General features: G+C 39.8%; 14 protein-coding genes and 2 pseudogenes. 3 read left to right on the top strand and 13 right to left on the bottom strand.

The window, feature by feature from the left end:
- Nucleotides 1-252: 252 nt before the first annotated feature.
- From J8M01_RS17585 to dapA, 8 genes and pseudogenes are all read right to left on the bottom strand, one after another.
- A complete protein-coding gene (locus tag J8M01_RS17585) occupies nucleotides 253-1,299 on the bottom strand; it encodes a fibrinogen-like YCDxxxxGGGW domain-containing protein (protein WP_211058819.1) in 1,047 nt (348 codons plus the stop codon).
- Nucleotides 1,300-1,573: 274 nt separating this feature from the next.
- Complete coding sequence (locus tag J8M01_RS17580) at nucleotides 1,574-2,020, bottom strand: hypothetical protein (protein WP_211058818.1); 447 nt, start codon at nucleotides 2,018-2,020, stop codon at nucleotides 1,574-1,576.
- 485 nt (nucleotides 2,021-2,505) lie between these two features.
- Nucleotides 2,506-2,970, bottom strand: a pseudogene (locus tag J8M01_RS17575) (transposase); the annotation flags it as partial.
- Between the two features lie 642 nt (nucleotides 2,971-3,612).
- On the bottom strand, nucleotides 3,613-4,083 hold the full coding sequence (locus J8M01_RS17570) for a hypothetical protein (protein ID WP_211058817.1): 471 nt from the start codon (nucleotides 4,081-4,083) through the stop codon (nucleotides 3,613-3,615).
- An 11-nt stretch (nucleotides 4,084-4,094) separates the two neighbouring features.
- Nucleotides 4,095-4,478: a hypothetical protein gene (locus J8M01_RS17565; RefSeq protein WP_211058816.1), complete on the bottom strand. Its 384-nt coding sequence runs from the start codon at nucleotides 4,476-4,478 to the stop codon at nucleotides 4,095-4,097.
- Nucleotides 4,479-4,595: 117 nt separating this feature from the next.
- Nucleotides 4,596-4,821: pseudogene (locus J8M01_RS17560) on the bottom strand (alpha-amylase family glycosyl hydrolase); the annotation flags it as partial.
- Nucleotides 4,822-5,251: 430 nt separating this feature from the next.
- Nucleotides 5,252-6,565, bottom strand: coding sequence for a DEAD/DEAH box helicase (locus J8M01_RS17555; protein WP_211058815.1), 1,314 nt, complete (start codon nucleotides 6,563-6,565; stop codon nucleotides 5,252-5,254).
- Between the two features lie 56 nt (nucleotides 6,566-6,621).
- The gene (dapA, locus tag J8M01_RS17550; protein WP_211058822.1) at nucleotides 6,622-7,536 is read right to left on the bottom strand and encodes a 4-hydroxy-tetrahydrodipicolinate synthase; all 915 of its coding nucleotides are present in this window, start codon (nucleotides 7,534-7,536) and stop codon (nucleotides 6,622-6,624) included.
- Between the two features lie 149 nt (nucleotides 7,537-7,685).
- Here dapA and J8M01_RS17545 point away from each other — a divergent pair, with 149 nt between their 5' ends.
- Complete coding sequence (locus J8M01_RS17545) at nucleotides 7,686-8,339, top strand: DUF6058 family natural product biosynthesis protein (RefSeq protein ID WP_210994836.1); 654 nt, start codon at nucleotides 7,686-7,688, stop codon at nucleotides 8,337-8,339.
- Between the two features lie 20 nt (nucleotides 8,340-8,359).
- On the opposite strand, the gene J8M01_RS17540 is transcribed toward J8M01_RS17545, so the two are convergent.
- Nucleotides 8,360-8,614 carry a hypothetical protein gene (locus tag J8M01_RS17540; RefSeq protein ID WP_192510184.1) on the bottom strand — a complete coding sequence of 85 codons (255 nt, stop codon included), beginning with the start codon at nucleotides 8,612-8,614 and terminating at the stop codon, nucleotides 8,360-8,362.
- 196 nt (nucleotides 8,615-8,810) lie between these two features.
- Here J8M01_RS17540 and J8M01_RS17535 point away from each other — a divergent pair, with 196 nt between their 5' ends.
- Both J8M01_RS17535 and ykgO read left to right on the top strand, forming a co-directional pair.
- Nucleotides 8,811-9,062, top strand: coding sequence for a type B 50S ribosomal protein L31 (locus J8M01_RS17535; protein ID WP_010361845.1), 252 nt, complete (start codon nucleotides 8,811-8,813; stop codon nucleotides 9,060-9,062).
- 10 nt (nucleotides 9,063-9,072) lie between these two features.
- Complete coding sequence (ykgO, locus tag J8M01_RS17530) at nucleotides 9,073-9,213, top strand: type B 50S ribosomal protein L36 (protein WP_010361844.1); 141 nt, start codon at nucleotides 9,073-9,075, stop codon at nucleotides 9,211-9,213.
- A 186-nt stretch (nucleotides 9,214-9,399) separates the two neighbouring features.
- Here ykgO and J8M01_RS17525 read toward each other — a convergent pair whose 3' ends face one another.
- From J8M01_RS17525 to J8M01_RS17510, 4 genes are all read right to left on the bottom strand, one after another.
- Nucleotides 9,400-11,484 (bottom strand): basic secretory protein-like protein, encoded by a 2,085-nt coding sequence (locus tag J8M01_RS17525; RefSeq protein ID WP_211058814.1) that lies wholly within the window; start codon nucleotides 11,482-11,484, stop codon nucleotides 9,400-9,402.
- A gap of 13 nt (nucleotides 11,485-11,497) precedes the next feature.
- Complete coding sequence (locus J8M01_RS17520; protein ID WP_211058813.1) at nucleotides 11,498-14,323, bottom strand: TonB-dependent receptor; 2,826 nt, start codon at nucleotides 14,321-14,323, stop codon at nucleotides 11,498-11,500.
- A gap of 140 nt (nucleotides 14,324-14,463) precedes the next feature.
- Nucleotides 14,464-15,921, bottom strand: a complete 1,458-nt coding sequence (locus J8M01_RS17515; RefSeq protein WP_211058812.1) for a basic secretory family protein — start codon at nucleotides 15,919-15,921, stop codon at nucleotides 14,464-14,466.
- A gap of 180 nt (nucleotides 15,922-16,101) precedes the next feature.
- Complete coding sequence (locus J8M01_RS17510) at nucleotides 16,102-16,488, bottom strand: cytochrome b562 (protein WP_211048221.1); 387 nt, start codon at nucleotides 16,486-16,488, stop codon at nucleotides 16,102-16,104.
- Between the last annotated feature and the right edge of the window lie 43 nt (nucleotides 16,489-16,531).

The following is a 16,531-nucleotide window of genomic DNA, read 5'->3' as shown; positions in this document are numbered from 1 at the left end:
ACACCCATAGACCCTGACCTTCGTCAGGGAGACGAATACACTGTGCTTCACAATGCTTCGAATACAACGGCAAGCCGCATGTAACCGAAGCTCTTTTTTTTACCTAAATTGAACGCTGTCTCTATTTGTTTAATCTGTTTCTTGATAGTGTGTAAGTAAAAAGGACCAAACCGTTAGTCCATGATACTTTAAATATGTAGTCAGTATTATGAAACGAGGCATTTGACCCATTACAACCTTAAGTTACAACGATTAACGCATCCACAGAAGCGCAAAAGTTGTGCCATTTGGCTCAGCGTTAGTCGCACACCTTGTTGAACCTAAGCCTCCCGATTTATATTCACCACGTGCTACCCAACAGTGTGTTGTGCCATATAAATCAATTTGCCACCCAATTTGGTAAGTACTGCGATAAACCGTGTCGTTCCACTCTAGATAAGCAGGGTTTACACATCCTGTTCTTAACGTTGTAGCATCATTATAATCAGTTCTACATGAAGGAATATCCACCAGTTTTGGCATGTGTTCACCGCGGTCAAGATAACCCCATGAGTAACGAACAAGCTCAAGTTCATGGGCCGTTAGATTATCGGCAAATGCTTGTTTTCCAGTGTCACATAATTCACCAACATTGCAGGCAATCTGCTCTTTTGCATCACTGAACTTGGCGAGCGTACCTGGATACATCCAAAGTTGGGTTGGCCCACTTGGGTTCGTTTCTGGTATTTGGCCATATTCAGAGATACGTTTAATACCCCCTGGTGCCGTATTCGGATAACTCCCAACTAATGTCCAGCCACCGCCATTGGATGTCATGTCACAATAAGCAGACATAGGGTCATTATTGTCATCCACTAACTCGTAGACACCATCGCCGATACTCGCGCCTGAATCTAAAATTTGTTTACAGGTGGTAAAAACTTGCTGTTTATAATTTACTAAGCCCCAATCTCCTGAACTGCCATCATCACTATGCCAGCTACCTTGATAGCCACCATTGCTTGTTTTATGACCTGAGAAATATTGATTGTGCCCAGTATTTAGCTTACTTATTTCAAACTGAATACTCACGCCATTGTCGCTGGTCGAGCCCGAAACTATCTTGTTATTAGATGTTGCAATAAAGTGAGCGTTAAATCCTTGAAAAACATAATCTGTAGCGACTTCATTAAATAAAGCACCATTATGCTCATGGTCTATTTTTAATTTATATTCACCTTCAAACCGTGTTTTTATTTGCTCCGCGTGTACAGTGCCACTTAATATAGTGAGAGATAGTGAAGTCCATAAAATGTTCATGCTAATTCCTTAACTACTATTTAAAAAGGAATATTACATAATTTCAATGTTGCACACAACGCGATATTAAACCTCTGTGAATCATTGTGTAACTCCCCACAAAAAAACACGGCATACACACCGTGCTATTAAATGGTAATAAAGCGTTGCAGACAAATCGATTAAAGCATTCCTTGCGCTTGCCATTTTAATTACTCACAAAGGCTGGATATATCAACAGTTGTTAACCACCCCAATTATGCAAGAAACTTATGCCTGTCCTTTTTCTATTATATTACATATTTATCGTATGATGTAGGCATTCAGATTTAAAGATTTTAGCACCTACATTTTTGACTTTTTTAGTAGCTAACTCTTCTAGAGTATAAGGTGAACCAAGTAACACAATATCATTTTCATAGTAACTAAAAACTAATTTATGTTCATAGTTCTCGTCAGATAACAATATTGATTTATGACGAATTAATTTACCAACCCTATAGTCCGGCGCTTGTTCAATCTTTTTGATACACGCATTTATCGAGCGAAGTGTATCTTTATCCTCATATATTCTAAAACCACGACTATCAACAAATTTTGAGTCTGATATTTTAAATACAGTAAAGGTTGAATTTTTCATTAACTCAAATGCCCTACCACTCTCTCCATGTGATAAAAAAATATTATAGAAACCAATCAAGAGAATAAATACAACTGCCACTACTCCTAAATTAACCTTCATCGACTTGAACCTCGCCTTCTCTTTATCAAATTCCCTCAGTGAGTATGTACTGATCAATTCTTTTTGGCCACCTCGTTATAAGTTTTCCAATACTGGTTTTTTTTCGCTATCGGCGAACTACCGTCATTATATTGATGAGGTCGGTAAAGAATATAGTAGCTCACGATATATTGTGATATTTCTCCTATTGCTGCTGTTATATTTTTATAGCCTGTTCTTGGCATCCACTCTGTTTTAAAGCTTCTAAAAAGCGCTCCATTGGCGAACAAATCTTATGCTGACACCCACTCAAAAATTAAGCCAGCTCCCGAAGAATATCACAAGCATATCGCTTAGTTCATAAGCCTGAATTTTAAATATGAGCTGTATACTCAAAATGCATACAAAAATGGTATTGCTCAGAGCGAATCGCTAATCCACCACCTCAATGCTGTGTAGTCTAGGGTTAGAGTGTTTAGAGGAGGATTATCTTAATAGTGTAAACGTTAAGCCAGCAACTTTTCGTACTGCCGATAATTAGCCCGTCGCTTTATTTCTAGGCTCACACAATAATTATCAAGCTTTTGTGGTCGCCCTACTGCACCATGGAATACTTTGGTAAATTGGGTTGTGAGTTTTTGCCAGCTTTTTGGGGCTATGTTGAGCCTGTCTAAAATAGGGGAGTTAATAGGATTGATAGCGCCTCGCTTGTCTGTTCGCATACATCTGCCTGTTAGCTCGACAAGTTCTAAATACGACTTTAATTCAAACGGTACCCCTTTGGGCATATGTTTTCTGGGGCTACCTGTAAAACGCGCCAATTGTTTAGGCTGTTTGCCTTCTTTGGCATGTTCACAGCGGGTTTTAACACTGGTGTACTCTGAGATTTCTGGCGTGTCAGCCATTTTCGCTCTAATTGGGTTTAAATCAACATAGGCCATACAGGCCGCTAGTGCCGCTTCATCGAGTAAGAAGAAATTTGTGCCTGCCCCATATTATTTTGCAAAGACGAAATGAAAAAACGAGGTGGTTTATTCTACCCCGCCAGAGTTATTTTTTTGACATACTAGGACTATCCATATATATCATGTTTAATTTCTTTTTTAGTTTTATTGCCGATGAGGTCAAACGTAAAAAGTAATGTATGAGCACGCTATAATTCCTATAATAAGTGCATAAAGCCTTGCAATATATCTTTCAGGAGTAGCGGGGATTTCCTCTCCTGAATATGGCACGTATATACTTTCATCTAAGATAAAAGCATATATATACCTATAGCAGATAATAAAAATAAAAAACAGAAAAGTAGTTTTTCAAATGGTTCGAACCCTATGAAAAAAACAGCCGCCACAGAGAACCATATTATACCCAATAAAATAACTATAGCTTTTTTCTATCCATATCTAACGCTCTTCACTTTTTACCCATTCTCTATGTCTCTGTGTTCTGGAAGGCATCTCAATAACCATGAAAGATGGTTGACTATTTTTTGATATCGATTTTTCTTTAGGTTTTGACTGGTCGAGTACACATGGGACAGGCACATAATTATACCTCACCAATTGCAGTCACGCTCTATACTGCTCGCTATGAATAACAAGAGATTTGTGCCTTTACTTTTTTCTATTACAAATTAATCGTATGATATAGGCATTCAGATTTAAAGACTTTCCCCCCATATTTTTCACTTTATTAGTCAATAGATCTTTGAGAGTGTAACCGTCCCCAAGCAGAACAATACCATTTTCATAATAATGTATATTAAACTTATTCTTATATTTATCATTGGATAATACCGCTGTTTTTTCAGTCTTTAACTTCCCGGCCCTATAATCAGGTACTTGCTCAAGCTTTTTGATACACATATTTATCGAACTAAGCGTTTCTTTGTCTCTATAAAACCTAAAACCAATTTTGGTATTGAAAGAATTAGAATCAGATACTTCAAAGGTAGTAAAGTTTGATGATTTCATTAATTCAAACGCTTTACCACTTTCCACTTTCCCTACGATGAGAGTGTAGAGAATATAAATCACAAATGTGATTATAAATACTTTTACCGCTATACCTAACTTAGTATTCATCTACTCGAACCTTATTTTCTCTTTGTCATATTTCCACGGTGAGAGAGGCTATTTCTAAAGTTTGGTCTACTTCCTTTCCCTTTTGGGTTGGGTGCTGTCTGACCCATAGGTTGATCTGCTGCGTCTATTAAACCGTCAACAGTTTCACCGATTGTATTAGCTAATTCCTCGAAATTAATATCTCCAGTCTTTGCAGCGTCTCCATACCCTCTATGTATGAAGCCAGCAGCATTTGGTGTCCTACAAATAATCATACTTGCATTTTCCCACTTTCCGACTACACATGGGACAGGCACACAATTATACCCCTCCAATTGCAGCCACGCTCTATACGGCTCGCTATCAATAACATGAAAAAATGCGACCAATGAATATTCTTTTATTGGACTTCCCATATTTCGCTTTTGCTATTCTAACGTCGATTTCCGAATTCAAGACAAGCAAAACAGCTAGCCGGTGTGCTTGCTTGGTTCGTTTTGAGGTTTTTTATATTCTACAGAAGACTTGCTGTGTTACCCAGTCCCTTTGTACCATTTGACGTCATTCACTGCTGTCTGTGGCTTAAAGCGTGTTTACTCCCTGCAAAGTTTGCATATTGTCGTCTAAAGCTTTGTACCTGCTCTAACCATACCGCTTCTTCTATAGTGAGAGTCACCAATACTCTTGGAATAGGTTTTTTATCTAACCTGTCTTTTTTGGGTGTACATGGCGGCCACTCCAATCTACCAATTCTAAATAACCTCAGGTTTAGATAAGGGTTTTGGAATAGGAAATGTTTTGCAAACAAACTTACGTACAATCCAATGATGATATTTTGTTCAATATCAAGGCGCTTTTATGCAGTAATAGCGGGCTATTACAAATGAAAGTAACGCCGAGAGTGAGAAAAATAGCTTTATTGGGCAAATTCGCTTATCCAGAGCTAAGGTTAAATAATCTAGTGGGTTAAATGGGATGTTCCCTGCTATGTGCTCTCCACCAAATGGCTTTAATTCCGCTGGTTGACTTATATGGACTCGGTCATCTTTTTGAGGGGTGCTTTGGGAGGGATTTAATTGTGCTTTTTTATTGTCTTTTATCTGGGTTTTAAAGTGCAGCGACCGTTCTTGTATTGGGCATAAAAATAGCGGACTCAGCCGCTATTTAATTCGATTAACTAGTTCTGACATTACTTCTCGAGACCTAGCTTCGTACCTTTTACTTGCTTTCGTACATTTGCAATACGCGAACGGTTTTTAGCACGTGCTTCACCACTGGCTTGGTTACTTGGCCTATTACTGCGTGGCTGACGACGTTGGTGCGATTGCTTTTTGCTGAGCTTTTTAATCAAATTGTCGCGATTACTGACTTCGTAGCCCGGTAAGTAATAACGTTTAATTTGTTGCTCAATAAGCTCTTCAATATGAACCAATACTTGCTCTTCTTCGCGGGCAACAAAAGAGATTGCCTGTCCTTCATTGCCAGCACGACCCGTCCGACCAATGCGGTGTACGTAATCTTCTGCTAAATAAGGTAGGTCGTAGTTAACGACTCTCGGCAATCCTTCAATATCAATCCCACGCGCAGCAACTTCAGTGGCAACCAATACGCGCACTTTACCTTCTTTAAATTCACGCAGTGCACGTCGGCGCGCCCCTTGGGTTTTATCACCATGGCATACAATTGCCGGGATCCCATCAAGCATTAATTCATTCACCAAATCATCAGCAACGTCTTTCATATTGACGAACACTAATACTTGCTGCCAATTTTTCTTACCTATAAGCTCTGATAACAATTCTTGCTTTCTAGATTGCTCTACCGGATACACAACGTGTCGAACCGTGTCAGCCGTTGTATTTTCTGGTGTTACTTGCACATATTTAGGGTGTCTCAGTACCGACCCAGCAAATTGCTTCATTGCCGGTGGGAAGGTCGCTGAAAACAGTAATATTTGTTTGTCAGCATGGGTTAAATCGATGACTTGCTGAATGTCGGTGATGAACCCCATATCGAGCATGCGGTCGGCTTCATCTAACACCAAATGCTGAACATTGGCTAAGCTGATATTACCCAAGCGAATGTGGTCAAGTAAGCGTCCAGGCGTCGCAACAACAATGTCTACGCCAAGTGCAAGCTTATCAGCTTGACCCGTTGTATTTACCCCACCAAAAAGTGATACCGTTTTAATATCAGTATATTGTGTAAACTCGTCGCAGTTTCGGCCGATCTGTTCAGCCAGCTCCCGTGTTGGTGCCAAGATAAGAGCACGCGGCGATTTAGTGGTAGCTTGCTGTGCACACTTAGATTCAAGTAACTTTTGGATAATAGGGAGTGCAAATGCAGCTGTTTTGCCCGTGCCAGTTTGCGCTGTTGCGAGTACATCATGCCCTTTTCGCACAACCGGAATAGCGGCTTGTTGTATTGGGGTTAAGGTAAGAAAGTTTATTTCGTCTAGTGCCTGAAGCAACAACGGAGAAAAACTAAAAGATTTAAAATTCATGAAAAAACCTGCGACCAATACTTAAGGGCCGCAGATTATACGTTATTTGTTGCGCCCTAACAAAGTTTTAATAGAGTTTCGTCTATGATATTTGCTTTACCCCCGACAACATCCGTTTCGTTGAGTGCATTAATAAGCTCAACGCCCTGGCGCTGCTGCACACTATTCAATGGGACGTAAGGTAGGCGAAATACCGGTTTCACTGCGCCCGTCATAATTAATGCGCTATTTATCGCAATCGGGTTCGGCTCGCAAAACAACCAGTTCATCAATGGCGTTAATTGCTGATTTAGCTCAGGGTTTTTTCGGTCCATCAACTCACGAAACAAGCCAGGGATCAAGTTTGAAGTGACCGAGATCACACCATGTGATTGATATAAATGCCGACCATCATGGGCTTCATCATCATTACCTGACCAACATGCAATTCCTTTAGATTCATAATGGCCGATGCGCTCATTACCACCGCACTCTTTTACACCAATAAAGTTTTTATGCTTTGCTAGCGGTTCAATAATATCTGGCGTTAAATCTTGCCCAGTTCTACCTGGCACATTGTAAACAAACGCAGGCCCTAACTCTAGTAATCGTTCGAAGTGTAGTTTTACACCTTCAATTGAAGTGCGTCCGTAATACGGGTTTATCTGCAATGCTGCATCCATACCAGATGCAAAACCATATTCTGTTGCTTTTATTGCTTCGCGAGTATTATTACTGCCTGTATTACCCACAATCACTAATTTATCTGCAAACTTGTTTACACTATGGGCAATAAGCATTAAATGCTCTTCCCAATTCATTAGCTGGCCTTCGCCCGTGGTACCACCAACAATAATACCGTCAACACCCGCATTTATTTGCGTTTCGACCAAACGGTCATATGCGTCTAAATCAATTTCACCACTCATGGTATACGGCGTTTTAATTGCGGTGATTAAGCTTGCTTGTTTAATTGTTTGTATTGTTCGCATTTGGTTTTTTTGGCGTTGTATCATTTGGGCTATGTTTTACCATAAATAGTGGCAATATCCGAGTACTTCACGATGCAAAATAGTACTTGAACTATTTAATTTAATCATCCACAATAAAAACACTGTATATTTATCCAGTTTATTTTATTATGAGCTTACTTAGCCACCTAAATACCTATTTTTATAGTGTTGATGAATTGTGTCAAACGCTGAAAATTTCTGAAGATACATTATTTGAATGGCAGCAAAAAGGGTTATTCCCAAAACCATCATATAGTATTCAAAACAACATTAAATGTAGTTCTTACCTTGGGCTATATGAATGTGAGGAGTTTACAGACTTTTACCCACGTGGGTGCGTTCAATGGGGCCAAGATTTAGCTAAACATACAGTACAAAGTTCATCACAAGCTTATGAGTTATATTATCAACAGTATTTACAGACATTAAGTAAGTGCCAACAGCAAGGGCTTGCTTGCCATGACCCTCGGTTTAGCGATGACTTAGACGAACAAATACAAAGTAGCTGGCAACAATATTTATGCAGCAAATATGGCGCGATTAGTCAAAACGGGTTAATAGAAGAAATCGTTTACATTGAGCTTGGCAGAGCAATTGTTGATGAATTAACCGATGAACGCTCAGCCTCAAGTATTGACGTAGCGATACGCCCACAGTTACTTAAGGCTATAAAGCTGCTAAACCGTGCGATTAGTCATCAAGCCAAACACGAACAAAATCTATCTTTGCGTGAGCGATATATTAACGCTTTAGTGGTTAAATATGACCTCAGCGTCAAGTAGCTCGGTGTATTTAACTGCTGTTATGCCTGCTCATAATGAGCTCGCATTACTTCAAATGCTTTTAATACAGCCAGTTGCTCTTTACACAGTGCGTCGTACCATGTATCAAATTTCTCATCGTCATCTTGCTCGCTAAGCACTTGGTACTGTGACAGCAACTCTATAATGTCGGTATGTGTGCAGCTTAAACTATCGAGTTGTTCACTCAATGCGGAGTGATCTTTATTTTTCAAAGTTGCAATAACAGTGTTATCCAACTGCTCGTTGTCCTGCATCATAAGTGTTCCCTTTTCTTGTTGTTTTACTAGTTATAACAGGCTGAAAATGAATTGGTACCCCCAAAGTGCTTGATTGCGCAACATTCACGCGATCTCTGTCGATAAATTTATAATTACTTTTAATTGTTGCAATCAATTCTTATTTAAAATACCATTCGTTACATTATAACAAAACATTATTTACGGAGTTTTTATGAAGCCTGGGATCCACCCTGATTACCAACAAGTTGCTTTTCACGATACCGCAGCTGATAGCTACTTTGTTGTAGGCTCAACAATCAAAACTGACAGAACCATTGAGTTGGAAGGTGTCACTTACCCTTATGTACCAATTGATGTTTCAAGTGAATCACATCCATTTTATACCGGTAAGCAAAAAGCCGTTGCCAGTGATGGACGTGTTGCTCAATTCAATAGAAGGTTTAAAAACTTAAGTACAAAGTAACGGAGGATTTATGAAAGTACTTAGCTCGCTAAAAAGTGCAAAGAACCGCCCTGGGTGCCAAGTGGTAAAAAGACGCGGTCGTGTGTTTGTAATTTGCAAAACTAACCCTCGCTTTAAAGCAGTTCAAGGTAAAGGCGGCTCTAAGAAATAATGAGGCCATCTTAACAAAGCAAAACCTCTACCAACGCGGTAGAGGTTTTTCTAGTTATAACTGCTAACCTGCAACGGCGCATTTTTAATGGTAAGTTAGCATAGAATATTAATTCACTTCCCTTACCAATAAATCTAACACGTTAAACAACAACCAATCATTGAGGTCATGCTACCAAGTGCGCTTTTATTCTTTTATGAGTAACGCAATTTCACCAATTTGCACCAACCTTCCTTCATCCCCTCCAATCTGATCTCCTGTTCGTTCATTATAAAAATCAAATCGAACTTGTGTGTAACTGTCTGGCGTTTGTACATCAAAGGTATAGGTTGTGCTCAACTGTGGTAACTCTGAAAAATTTTGTGTGTCTATTAATGTCCATGTTAGTCCATCATGAGAGCCGTACACATCCCACCGACTCGGAAATCGAATTTCATTATCTTTCGCTGTTGCAATTGAGTACTTTTCAACTATTTTTGCTTCTGGCAAGATAAAATCGGCGTAAACGCTACTTACATCAGCGATTGGCAATAAAGACGCAGCATACTCTGCAACCCACCAAGGTGCTTCTATTAGCGCATTAAACTTATTATTAATGTTATTATCTATCAACTTATCAGGGCCCTCATCCCAAATACCAATGTGCGTAGCGTTAGTCGTTACTAAGACGCCCTCTTCAATTGATATATTTTGGTAACCCTCTACTGGCGTGGTAAATGGTGCCATGATCCCTTTCTCATCACTTAAGTACTGAATATATTCACTAAACACAGTGTCAATGCCTCGCGCTTCACCAAATATGTGTTTAAATGCCAAATCAAAACTCCACTCCTCGAGTATTTTTGCACTGGCATTAAACTGTTTGATAAAGTCAATATTGCGATGGCTTTTAACCACCCATTCTAAAAAGAATGATGTTTGATTATAGGCGTCTTCATTGTAGTCTTTTACCCATGTAATGTTGGCTCGAGCATGCTCATAAAAACCGGCTTCAATGCGAATAAAATTGGCCAAAGATTCTAAGTATGTATGGTAATCAGTACCGGTTATATACTGCCCAGTCTTCGGGCTGTTATTGTAACCATGCGTCAGCTCATGCCACAGTACCCCTAATATTTCTTCCCGCAACGCGTCATCACCTTGACTTTCTAAGTTTGCTATATGGTTCAAGTCAAACATCAGTTCCATATGCTTATCTGACCCTCCTTTTGCTGCTGGGAAGTCATATTCATCAGTAATAAAAGTAACGGATTCGAATGTATTAATTTGTGTCACATTGTCAAAAAGCCGCTTGGCAATTTTAAGAGAAATATCTTGTATTACTGACTCTAAATCCGGCATTACTCGTTCAAGGGCCACTTGACCTGAGTGTGTAGGCTGTTTTCTCTCAAACGTGACACTTGGATTTTCAAACCCTTTCCAAGGCTCATTTTCATCCCATACACGTATGTAGTCTTCCTTTATAAGTGTTGACTCTCCTTTGTCATTTGCAGCAACCAAAGTAACCGATTTTGCACCAAGCGATGAAAACTTCACCAAGGGCGATTTTTCATTACTCGTTTCGGGCGTTCCTCCTTCAAATGTCCATTTCCAACTCGTTGGGTTGACTAATGATTCATCTTTGAATACCACTAATTCATCCATAGCTGGAGTCGTGTTAGTCGCTATAAATTCAACCAATGGTACATCTGATACCACCATTAATTGTATTTCAGCTAGCTGTAATATGTTGCTGCCATAGCTATCAGTACCACCATGCATCATTTCAAATTTAAAATGCTGATATTCAGCGGCTTCTTCGATGACAAAGGAGCGAGTTAAACCACGAAATTCAAATGCCTCATTTGAGCGAGAGTCTATTTCAACCCATTCAGATTTGTCATTAGACCCAAACACCACCCAATTCATCGGGTCACGTTTAGGTTCATCATTTGCAGAAATAAAATTGTACCCTTTTAATTCAAAGGGTTTAACAGACGAAAATACAATGGTGGCTTTGCCATCAAACGCCAAATATTTGGTCGCGCTATTGCCATCAATTAAATTCGTTACTTGCTCTCCTGCTGGAGACGCGTTTACACCCTCTTGCAAGAATGCTTCAATTGTTGACCCTGCGTCTTGAGCCATATTACGCTGAGCTGCGTCAACCACTGCACTTGACAATTCAGACGTGTCATTCTTTAACGTAGGAGTAAACCCTGATCCATCGTTACACCCGGTTAATACTGTGCATATTGCAAACATAACCGCTGGATATTTAAAATTAAACATAACTTGCACCTTATTAGAATTGGTAGGTTAAACGAAGGCTGAATTCACGCCCGATGCTGTCGTAACGACCGCCATGATAAAATGGATAACTACTGAACGTTTCATCTTGTGGCGGCATTGCATTTAATAAGTTTTTAACCGTAAATATCAGTCGAGTTTCATCATTAATATGTTGACCAAGGGTTAAGTTGTGCTTTATCCAAGCGGGTAACTTTTGACGTTCTCCATATTCAGCGTTATTCCACATTTTCCCTTTGTACAGCATCAACCAACTCACAGAAGTGTCTCCTTGTTCCCACGTGGTCGCAAAAGAGCCAAGTTCTTTAAAATCACGATTATCTTGATCATTTAAAATATCAACAAGCGGGTCTTCCGCCTTTATACGCTCTTTTTTCTTTATCACTCTGTTGTAATCTGCCTTGTAGCGGAACGTTCCAAATTCAGTATCAAAAAAACCTCTAATCCCTAAATCAATTCCCGCATCTTGTCGCTCAGCGGCATTAATGTAACCCTCTTGAATCGTATGGGGCGTATATGCTAACCCAGCGATGCCATTACCTAACCTATCTACCCCTTTGCCATTTTCATCGTAGCGTTTAACTCGGTTGCGCATGTTATTACACAAACTCGAATCTGCTTTTTCACCGCCATTTTCGCACAACCACAATTTGTCTAAGATATACGTTGCATCAAGTTTTTTGATCTTATCTTCAATTTTAATCGAATAAAAATCGATGTTAAACGACAGTTCGTCTGAATATTCATACACCACACCCGCGGTAAATGAACTTCCCGTTTCCTCCTCTAAGGTTAAATCTCCTGCCGACAATGTTTCAAAATCAGCTTTTAGACGACTAATATTATTACTCGTTAAGTCTAAATCACCGCTAGCACACGTATGCGCAAGTGCTTGTGCATTATAGCCACCAGCTTGCTGTGTATTTATGAGCGTACGACAAGCATCAGCCGTGATCCGATCGTTTGATGAACCAAAATTACCGCTAAACCCTTGATACAATGACGACATATCTGGGCCTCTAAACGTTGTACCAAAGGCACTTCTAATCACAATTTGTTCTGTTGGTTTGTAGGTTAAACCTAATTGCGATGTCATTGCCCCACCAACTTGACTCGCATCATCGTAATAGTCATAACGCACCGCCGCTTCAGCACTCAGCTCTTGCGTGATAGGCACTAAAAACTCAAATGCCGCGGCATATCTGTCACGCTCTCCGTCTGTCACAACGCCAGTTAAACCAACAAATTGTTTATTCAGGATACGACTGTCGGGTGTTGCTCTAGTGCCCTCTCTCATTAACTCTATGTAAGCAGAAAACTGTAGTGGTCCCGCAGGTAACTCAAATAAATCCCCCGATAGATCCGCAGTGATGGTGTCATTAAACGAATTACCATCATATGTTGACCAATCCATTAACTCGCTAACACTGTCAGCCGTTACACCACCAAACCACAATTTATAGTTCGGACGATAAACCGCCATACCATCCACTTCACCGAGTTTAGGACCCTTGAGTCGTTTATTTCCTTCAACAGTGTGAGACAAATATCGGTCTGCAAAATCATAGTTTGCGTGGCTGTAACCAACAGAGTAATAAAACCCCGCAACTTCCCCTCTTAGACCGAAGTTAAATGACAAAGACTCGTCATTAAAAATACGTCCTAGGCCATCATCGGTGTATTCATCATCAGAGAGGACTCGCCACATGTACTTAACTGGCGCGCCATAGCCGCCATCTTTATTTTCGATGTCGGGATCCCAAAAGTTACCACCATGAATTGAATCTAAATGCCCCCATAGAAAAGGGTTTCGACGGCCCTTTTTGTCTTGTTGGATATAAAACCCATTAGCAAATAAACTCATAGACTCTGACAGAGCATATTCCGAATTCAGGTAAATACTGTAAGTTTCACTTTCATTTCTCAGTAACTTATCGCCAGTTTCATCCCAGCCACAACTTGGACCATAGCCATTACGGCTGACAAAATGTTGAATCGCTGACGGGTGCGGATTATCATCAGTATTACAAAACTGCTTCGAATATTGGTTTCTATATTGCGTGTTTTCTGCCCAGACTGTAATTGAGCGGTTCACTTCTTTATTCGCATCAGGATCGGGGTTATCCCATACACTGTCGTGAAAAGGTCGGTCTCCTGACAGCAATGCATCTTCTTTTTTGTATTCGAGTGCATAGTCAAATGTTAACTTGTCGCTTTTTGTTCCGCCGACAAACGTCAGCGATTTTTTATCCCCTTTTCCATAGGTGTCTTGACCAAATTTGGCATCAATAAAATGCCCATCTATGCCTTTTTTGGTGATAATATTTACCACACCCGCCATCGCGTCAGAGCCATAAATAGCGGATGCACCACCGGTTTGAATGTCAATCCTCTCCACCATCGCGGTCGGGATCATATCTAAATTAACAAAGTTAGTTTGACCACCAAAAGGCATGGGGTAATAGGCCAATCGCTTACCATTAACGAGTATAAGCGTATACTCTGGGCCTAAACCTCTTAGATTTAGCTCTTTCGCACCAGGCGTATAAGAACCTGTTTCAACTTCCCCTAGTACTGCCCCCCCAGCTGCAACTGAACCCATAAGTGCATCGTATACTGAGTCAAAACCGTTTCTCACCATATCAGATGAGCTAATACTATGGACATTGATTGCCCCCTCAACATCGACTCGCTTTATTCGAGACGACGTGACTTCTACTCGCTCAATTGTGTTAACACCATTGACTTCAGATGCCATACTTGAAGCAGCCATAGTCATCGCTATTGCAATTGGCGATAATCGACCTAAATTATTATTCATATTCAACCCATTGATTATTATTTTAAGTTAGAACGTTCCAATTAGATGTTAAATAAAGTAAGAATCGAATTAAATTCTCTAAATAAAGCAAAAAGGAACGTTCCAATTATTAGCACTGTTTAATTTCCTGTCAATGTATTTTATTCAATAATCGTCAATTGACTTCTGAGATGAGATTGATATTTAGCCCACAATTGTTCAATATTTTCTTGCGTTACAACATAAATTGCCTTCTCAAAACTCCACTCATTCAGTTCTATCGCCGTTTGATTAAACCGGTACGTAAAGTCTGGATATTGAGGTGCAAGCCAATGTAAAAAGAATCCTGTATTGGTATAACCCCCCAGGTAACTTTCTGATAATTTTGGTTTTCGGGTTTTGTGATAACCAGCTTGAATACGAATTAAATCAGCCATTCCCTCAATAAAAGCATGAGCTTGGGGATCATCGTAACCTATTGATTTAGGAAAATGTTGATACCCATGCGTCAATTCATGCCACAATACACCAAGTAATTCATACTTAACGACCTCATCAGATTTATTGGCTAGACGCTCAGTGATATATTTAGAGCTAAATGCAATCTCCATATTGCTATCATCTCCCGCACGATAAGCAATAGTATCCATCCATTTCAAAGTGAAAGTAACTTGCTCGAAGTTGGGTAATTCTACAAAATTCTTGTAGAGCAATGGTGCAAGCTCTCTTGTCACCCGATCAATTGTGCGCTTAATATCAGGAAATAATCGAAGTAACCGTTGCGCACCTTCTGACTCACCGTCTTCAATAACAACTTTTACTTCAGGCGTTTCGTAACCTAGCCATGGGTGTGATTTATCGAGTACCTTAATGGCATTTCGTTGAACTACCCGACTCTCACCATAAATGTTTTTACTAATCAGCGTAACCGAATAGCGACCAGGTTTGGGAAAGTACGCTTTTGCTTTATTGCCATGGGAGAATATTTTAGCACCAGGAACCAACCAATTTAGTGTTGCTGGCGTATTTTGAACCTGACCAACAATGTCGACAGGCTGATTAATTAAAGTTGTTGGTGCTTCTATTTCAAATTGTGCAACAGGTAAATTTGTTGGCGCGAACAGACTGAAGTCAGCCAACTGTAAATAGCTGTCCCCCCACGCTGTCGTGCCCTGCTGCGCCATATCTAACTTGAAAAATGTAAATTTACCGGGGTTTGTTACGACAAACCGCTTTACCTGCGTACGTTTTGCAAAATTAATATTGTCGCGAGAGTCTAACGTTTGCCAAACCTTAGCGTCATTTGACCCATACAAGGTCCATTGCTTTGGGTCCCTCTCAGGTGCATCTGCTGCTGAAGTTAAGCTATACTCCAAAACCTGTTGCTTGTTATCGAACGCCAAAGATACCCAGCTACGCGCGTGCTTTGAAATAAACTTACTACGTAGCGATACATCAAACAGTTGCTCAACCCCTTCGTTTTCTATGAATGTTTCATACTGTGTGGCGGTCGTAAACGGACTTTGCTCCGTTATGTCATATAATACTGTGTCTTTTGCAACCGTATGATTTGCTATACTCCCCGCTAACGCGGTCACTACAATAAACTTGCACTGCATTCTTTAACACCTATAAAGTAAAAACAACATTATTGGATCGTTCCTAATGCAAAGCAAGCTTTAATTAATAAGAGGCTCTAGTCAAAAAAGTGATTGAAAAATACACTCGTTCTAATTTCTTATCCAAAAGTTCTATACATAGTTCAATGTGGATAATTCACCGTTAATATATGACTGAAATTAACCAAATAACAGTTGCCAAATACTGGGAGGCTCATGCAGCTTATGATATTCTTTTCTATAGCTATCAACTCTTTCTAAGGCCTTTTTGGCACTTTTAATATCATCATTTTCAGCGTACTTTTTCGCGACGGAAATGACGCTAAGCACTTTTTCTAACCCCTCGATTGATTGCTTTTGCAGATCTGGTTTAAATTGCTCTTTTTGAATATTTGATATCAAGGTAGCCATCGCTTCCAATGACATTAATAAATCGACTTTATTCTCTGCGTGCATAACTTTTTTGTAGCTCAAGCCAATATTTTTCATATCAACTGATAGTTCACTTGATTGTTGTGCACTCACCGATAAAGAAATTACACCGATGAGTAATAGTATTTTATACATAACGCCCCCATAATAGACAGACTGTATTATACCTGCTATCACG

Source organism: Pseudoalteromonas sp. MMG005 (genome assembly GCF_018101015.1).
GTDB lineage: Bacteria > Pseudomonadota > Gammaproteobacteria > Enterobacterales > Alteromonadaceae > Pseudoalteromonas > Pseudoalteromonas aurantia.
This window is presented reverse-complemented; position numbering and strand designations above follow the sequence as displayed.

What these genes read in the sequence shown, in the direction of transcription:
- J8M01_RS17580 (WP_211058818.1), bottom strand. Translation starts at nt 2,020, where the DNA reads ATGAAGGTTAATTTAGGAGTAGTGGCAGTTGTATTTATTCTCTTGATT.
- J8M01_RS17555 (WP_211058815.1), bottom strand. Translation starts at nt 6,565, where the DNA reads ATGAATTTTAAATCTTTTAGTTTTTCTCCGTTGTTGCTTCAGGCACTA.
- J8M01_RS17570 (WP_211058817.1), bottom strand. Translation starts at nt 4,083, where the DNA reads ATGAATACTAAGTTAGGTATAGCGGTAAAAGTATTTATAATCACATTT.
- ykgO (WP_010361844.1), top strand. Translation starts at nt 9,073, where the DNA reads ATGAAAGTACTTAGCTCGCTAAAAAGTGCAAAGAACCGCCCTGGGTGC.
- J8M01_RS17540 (WP_192510184.1), bottom strand. Translation starts at nt 8,614, where the DNA reads ATGCAGGACAACGAGCAGTTGGATAACACTGTTATTGCAACTTTGAAA.
- J8M01_RS17535 (WP_010361845.1), top strand. Translation starts at nt 8,811, where the DNA reads ATGAAGCCTGGGATCCACCCTGATTACCAACAAGTTGCTTTTCACGAT.
- J8M01_RS17585 (WP_211058819.1), bottom strand. Translation starts at nt 1,299, where the DNA reads ATGAACATTTTATGGACTTCACTATCTCTCACTATATTAAGTGGCACT.
- J8M01_RS17565 (WP_211058816.1), bottom strand. Translation starts at nt 4,478, where the DNA reads ATGGGAAGTCCAATAAAAGAATATTCATTGGTCGCATTTTTTCATGTT.
- J8M01_RS17515 (WP_211058812.1), bottom strand. Translation starts at nt 15,921, where the DNA reads ATGCAGTGCAAGTTTATTGTAGTGACCGCGTTAGCGGGGAGTATAGCA.
- dapA (WP_211058822.1), bottom strand. Translation starts at nt 7,536, where the DNA reads ATGCGAACAATACAAACAATTAAACAAGCAAGCTTAATCACCGCAATT.
- J8M01_RS17525 (WP_211058814.1), bottom strand. Translation starts at nt 11,484, where the DNA reads ATGTTTAATTTTAAATATCCAGCGGTTATGTTTGCAATATGCACAGTA.
- J8M01_RS17510 (WP_211048221.1), bottom strand. Translation starts at nt 16,488, where the DNA reads ATGTATAAAATACTATTACTCATCGGTGTAATTTCTTTATCGGTGAGT.
- J8M01_RS17520 (WP_211058813.1), bottom strand. Translation starts at nt 14,323, where the DNA reads ATGAATAATAATTTAGGTCGATTATCGCCAATTGCAATAGCGATGACT.
- J8M01_RS17545 (WP_210994836.1), top strand. Translation starts at nt 7,686, where the DNA reads ATGAGCTTACTTAGCCACCTAAATACCTATTTTTATAGTGTTGATGAA.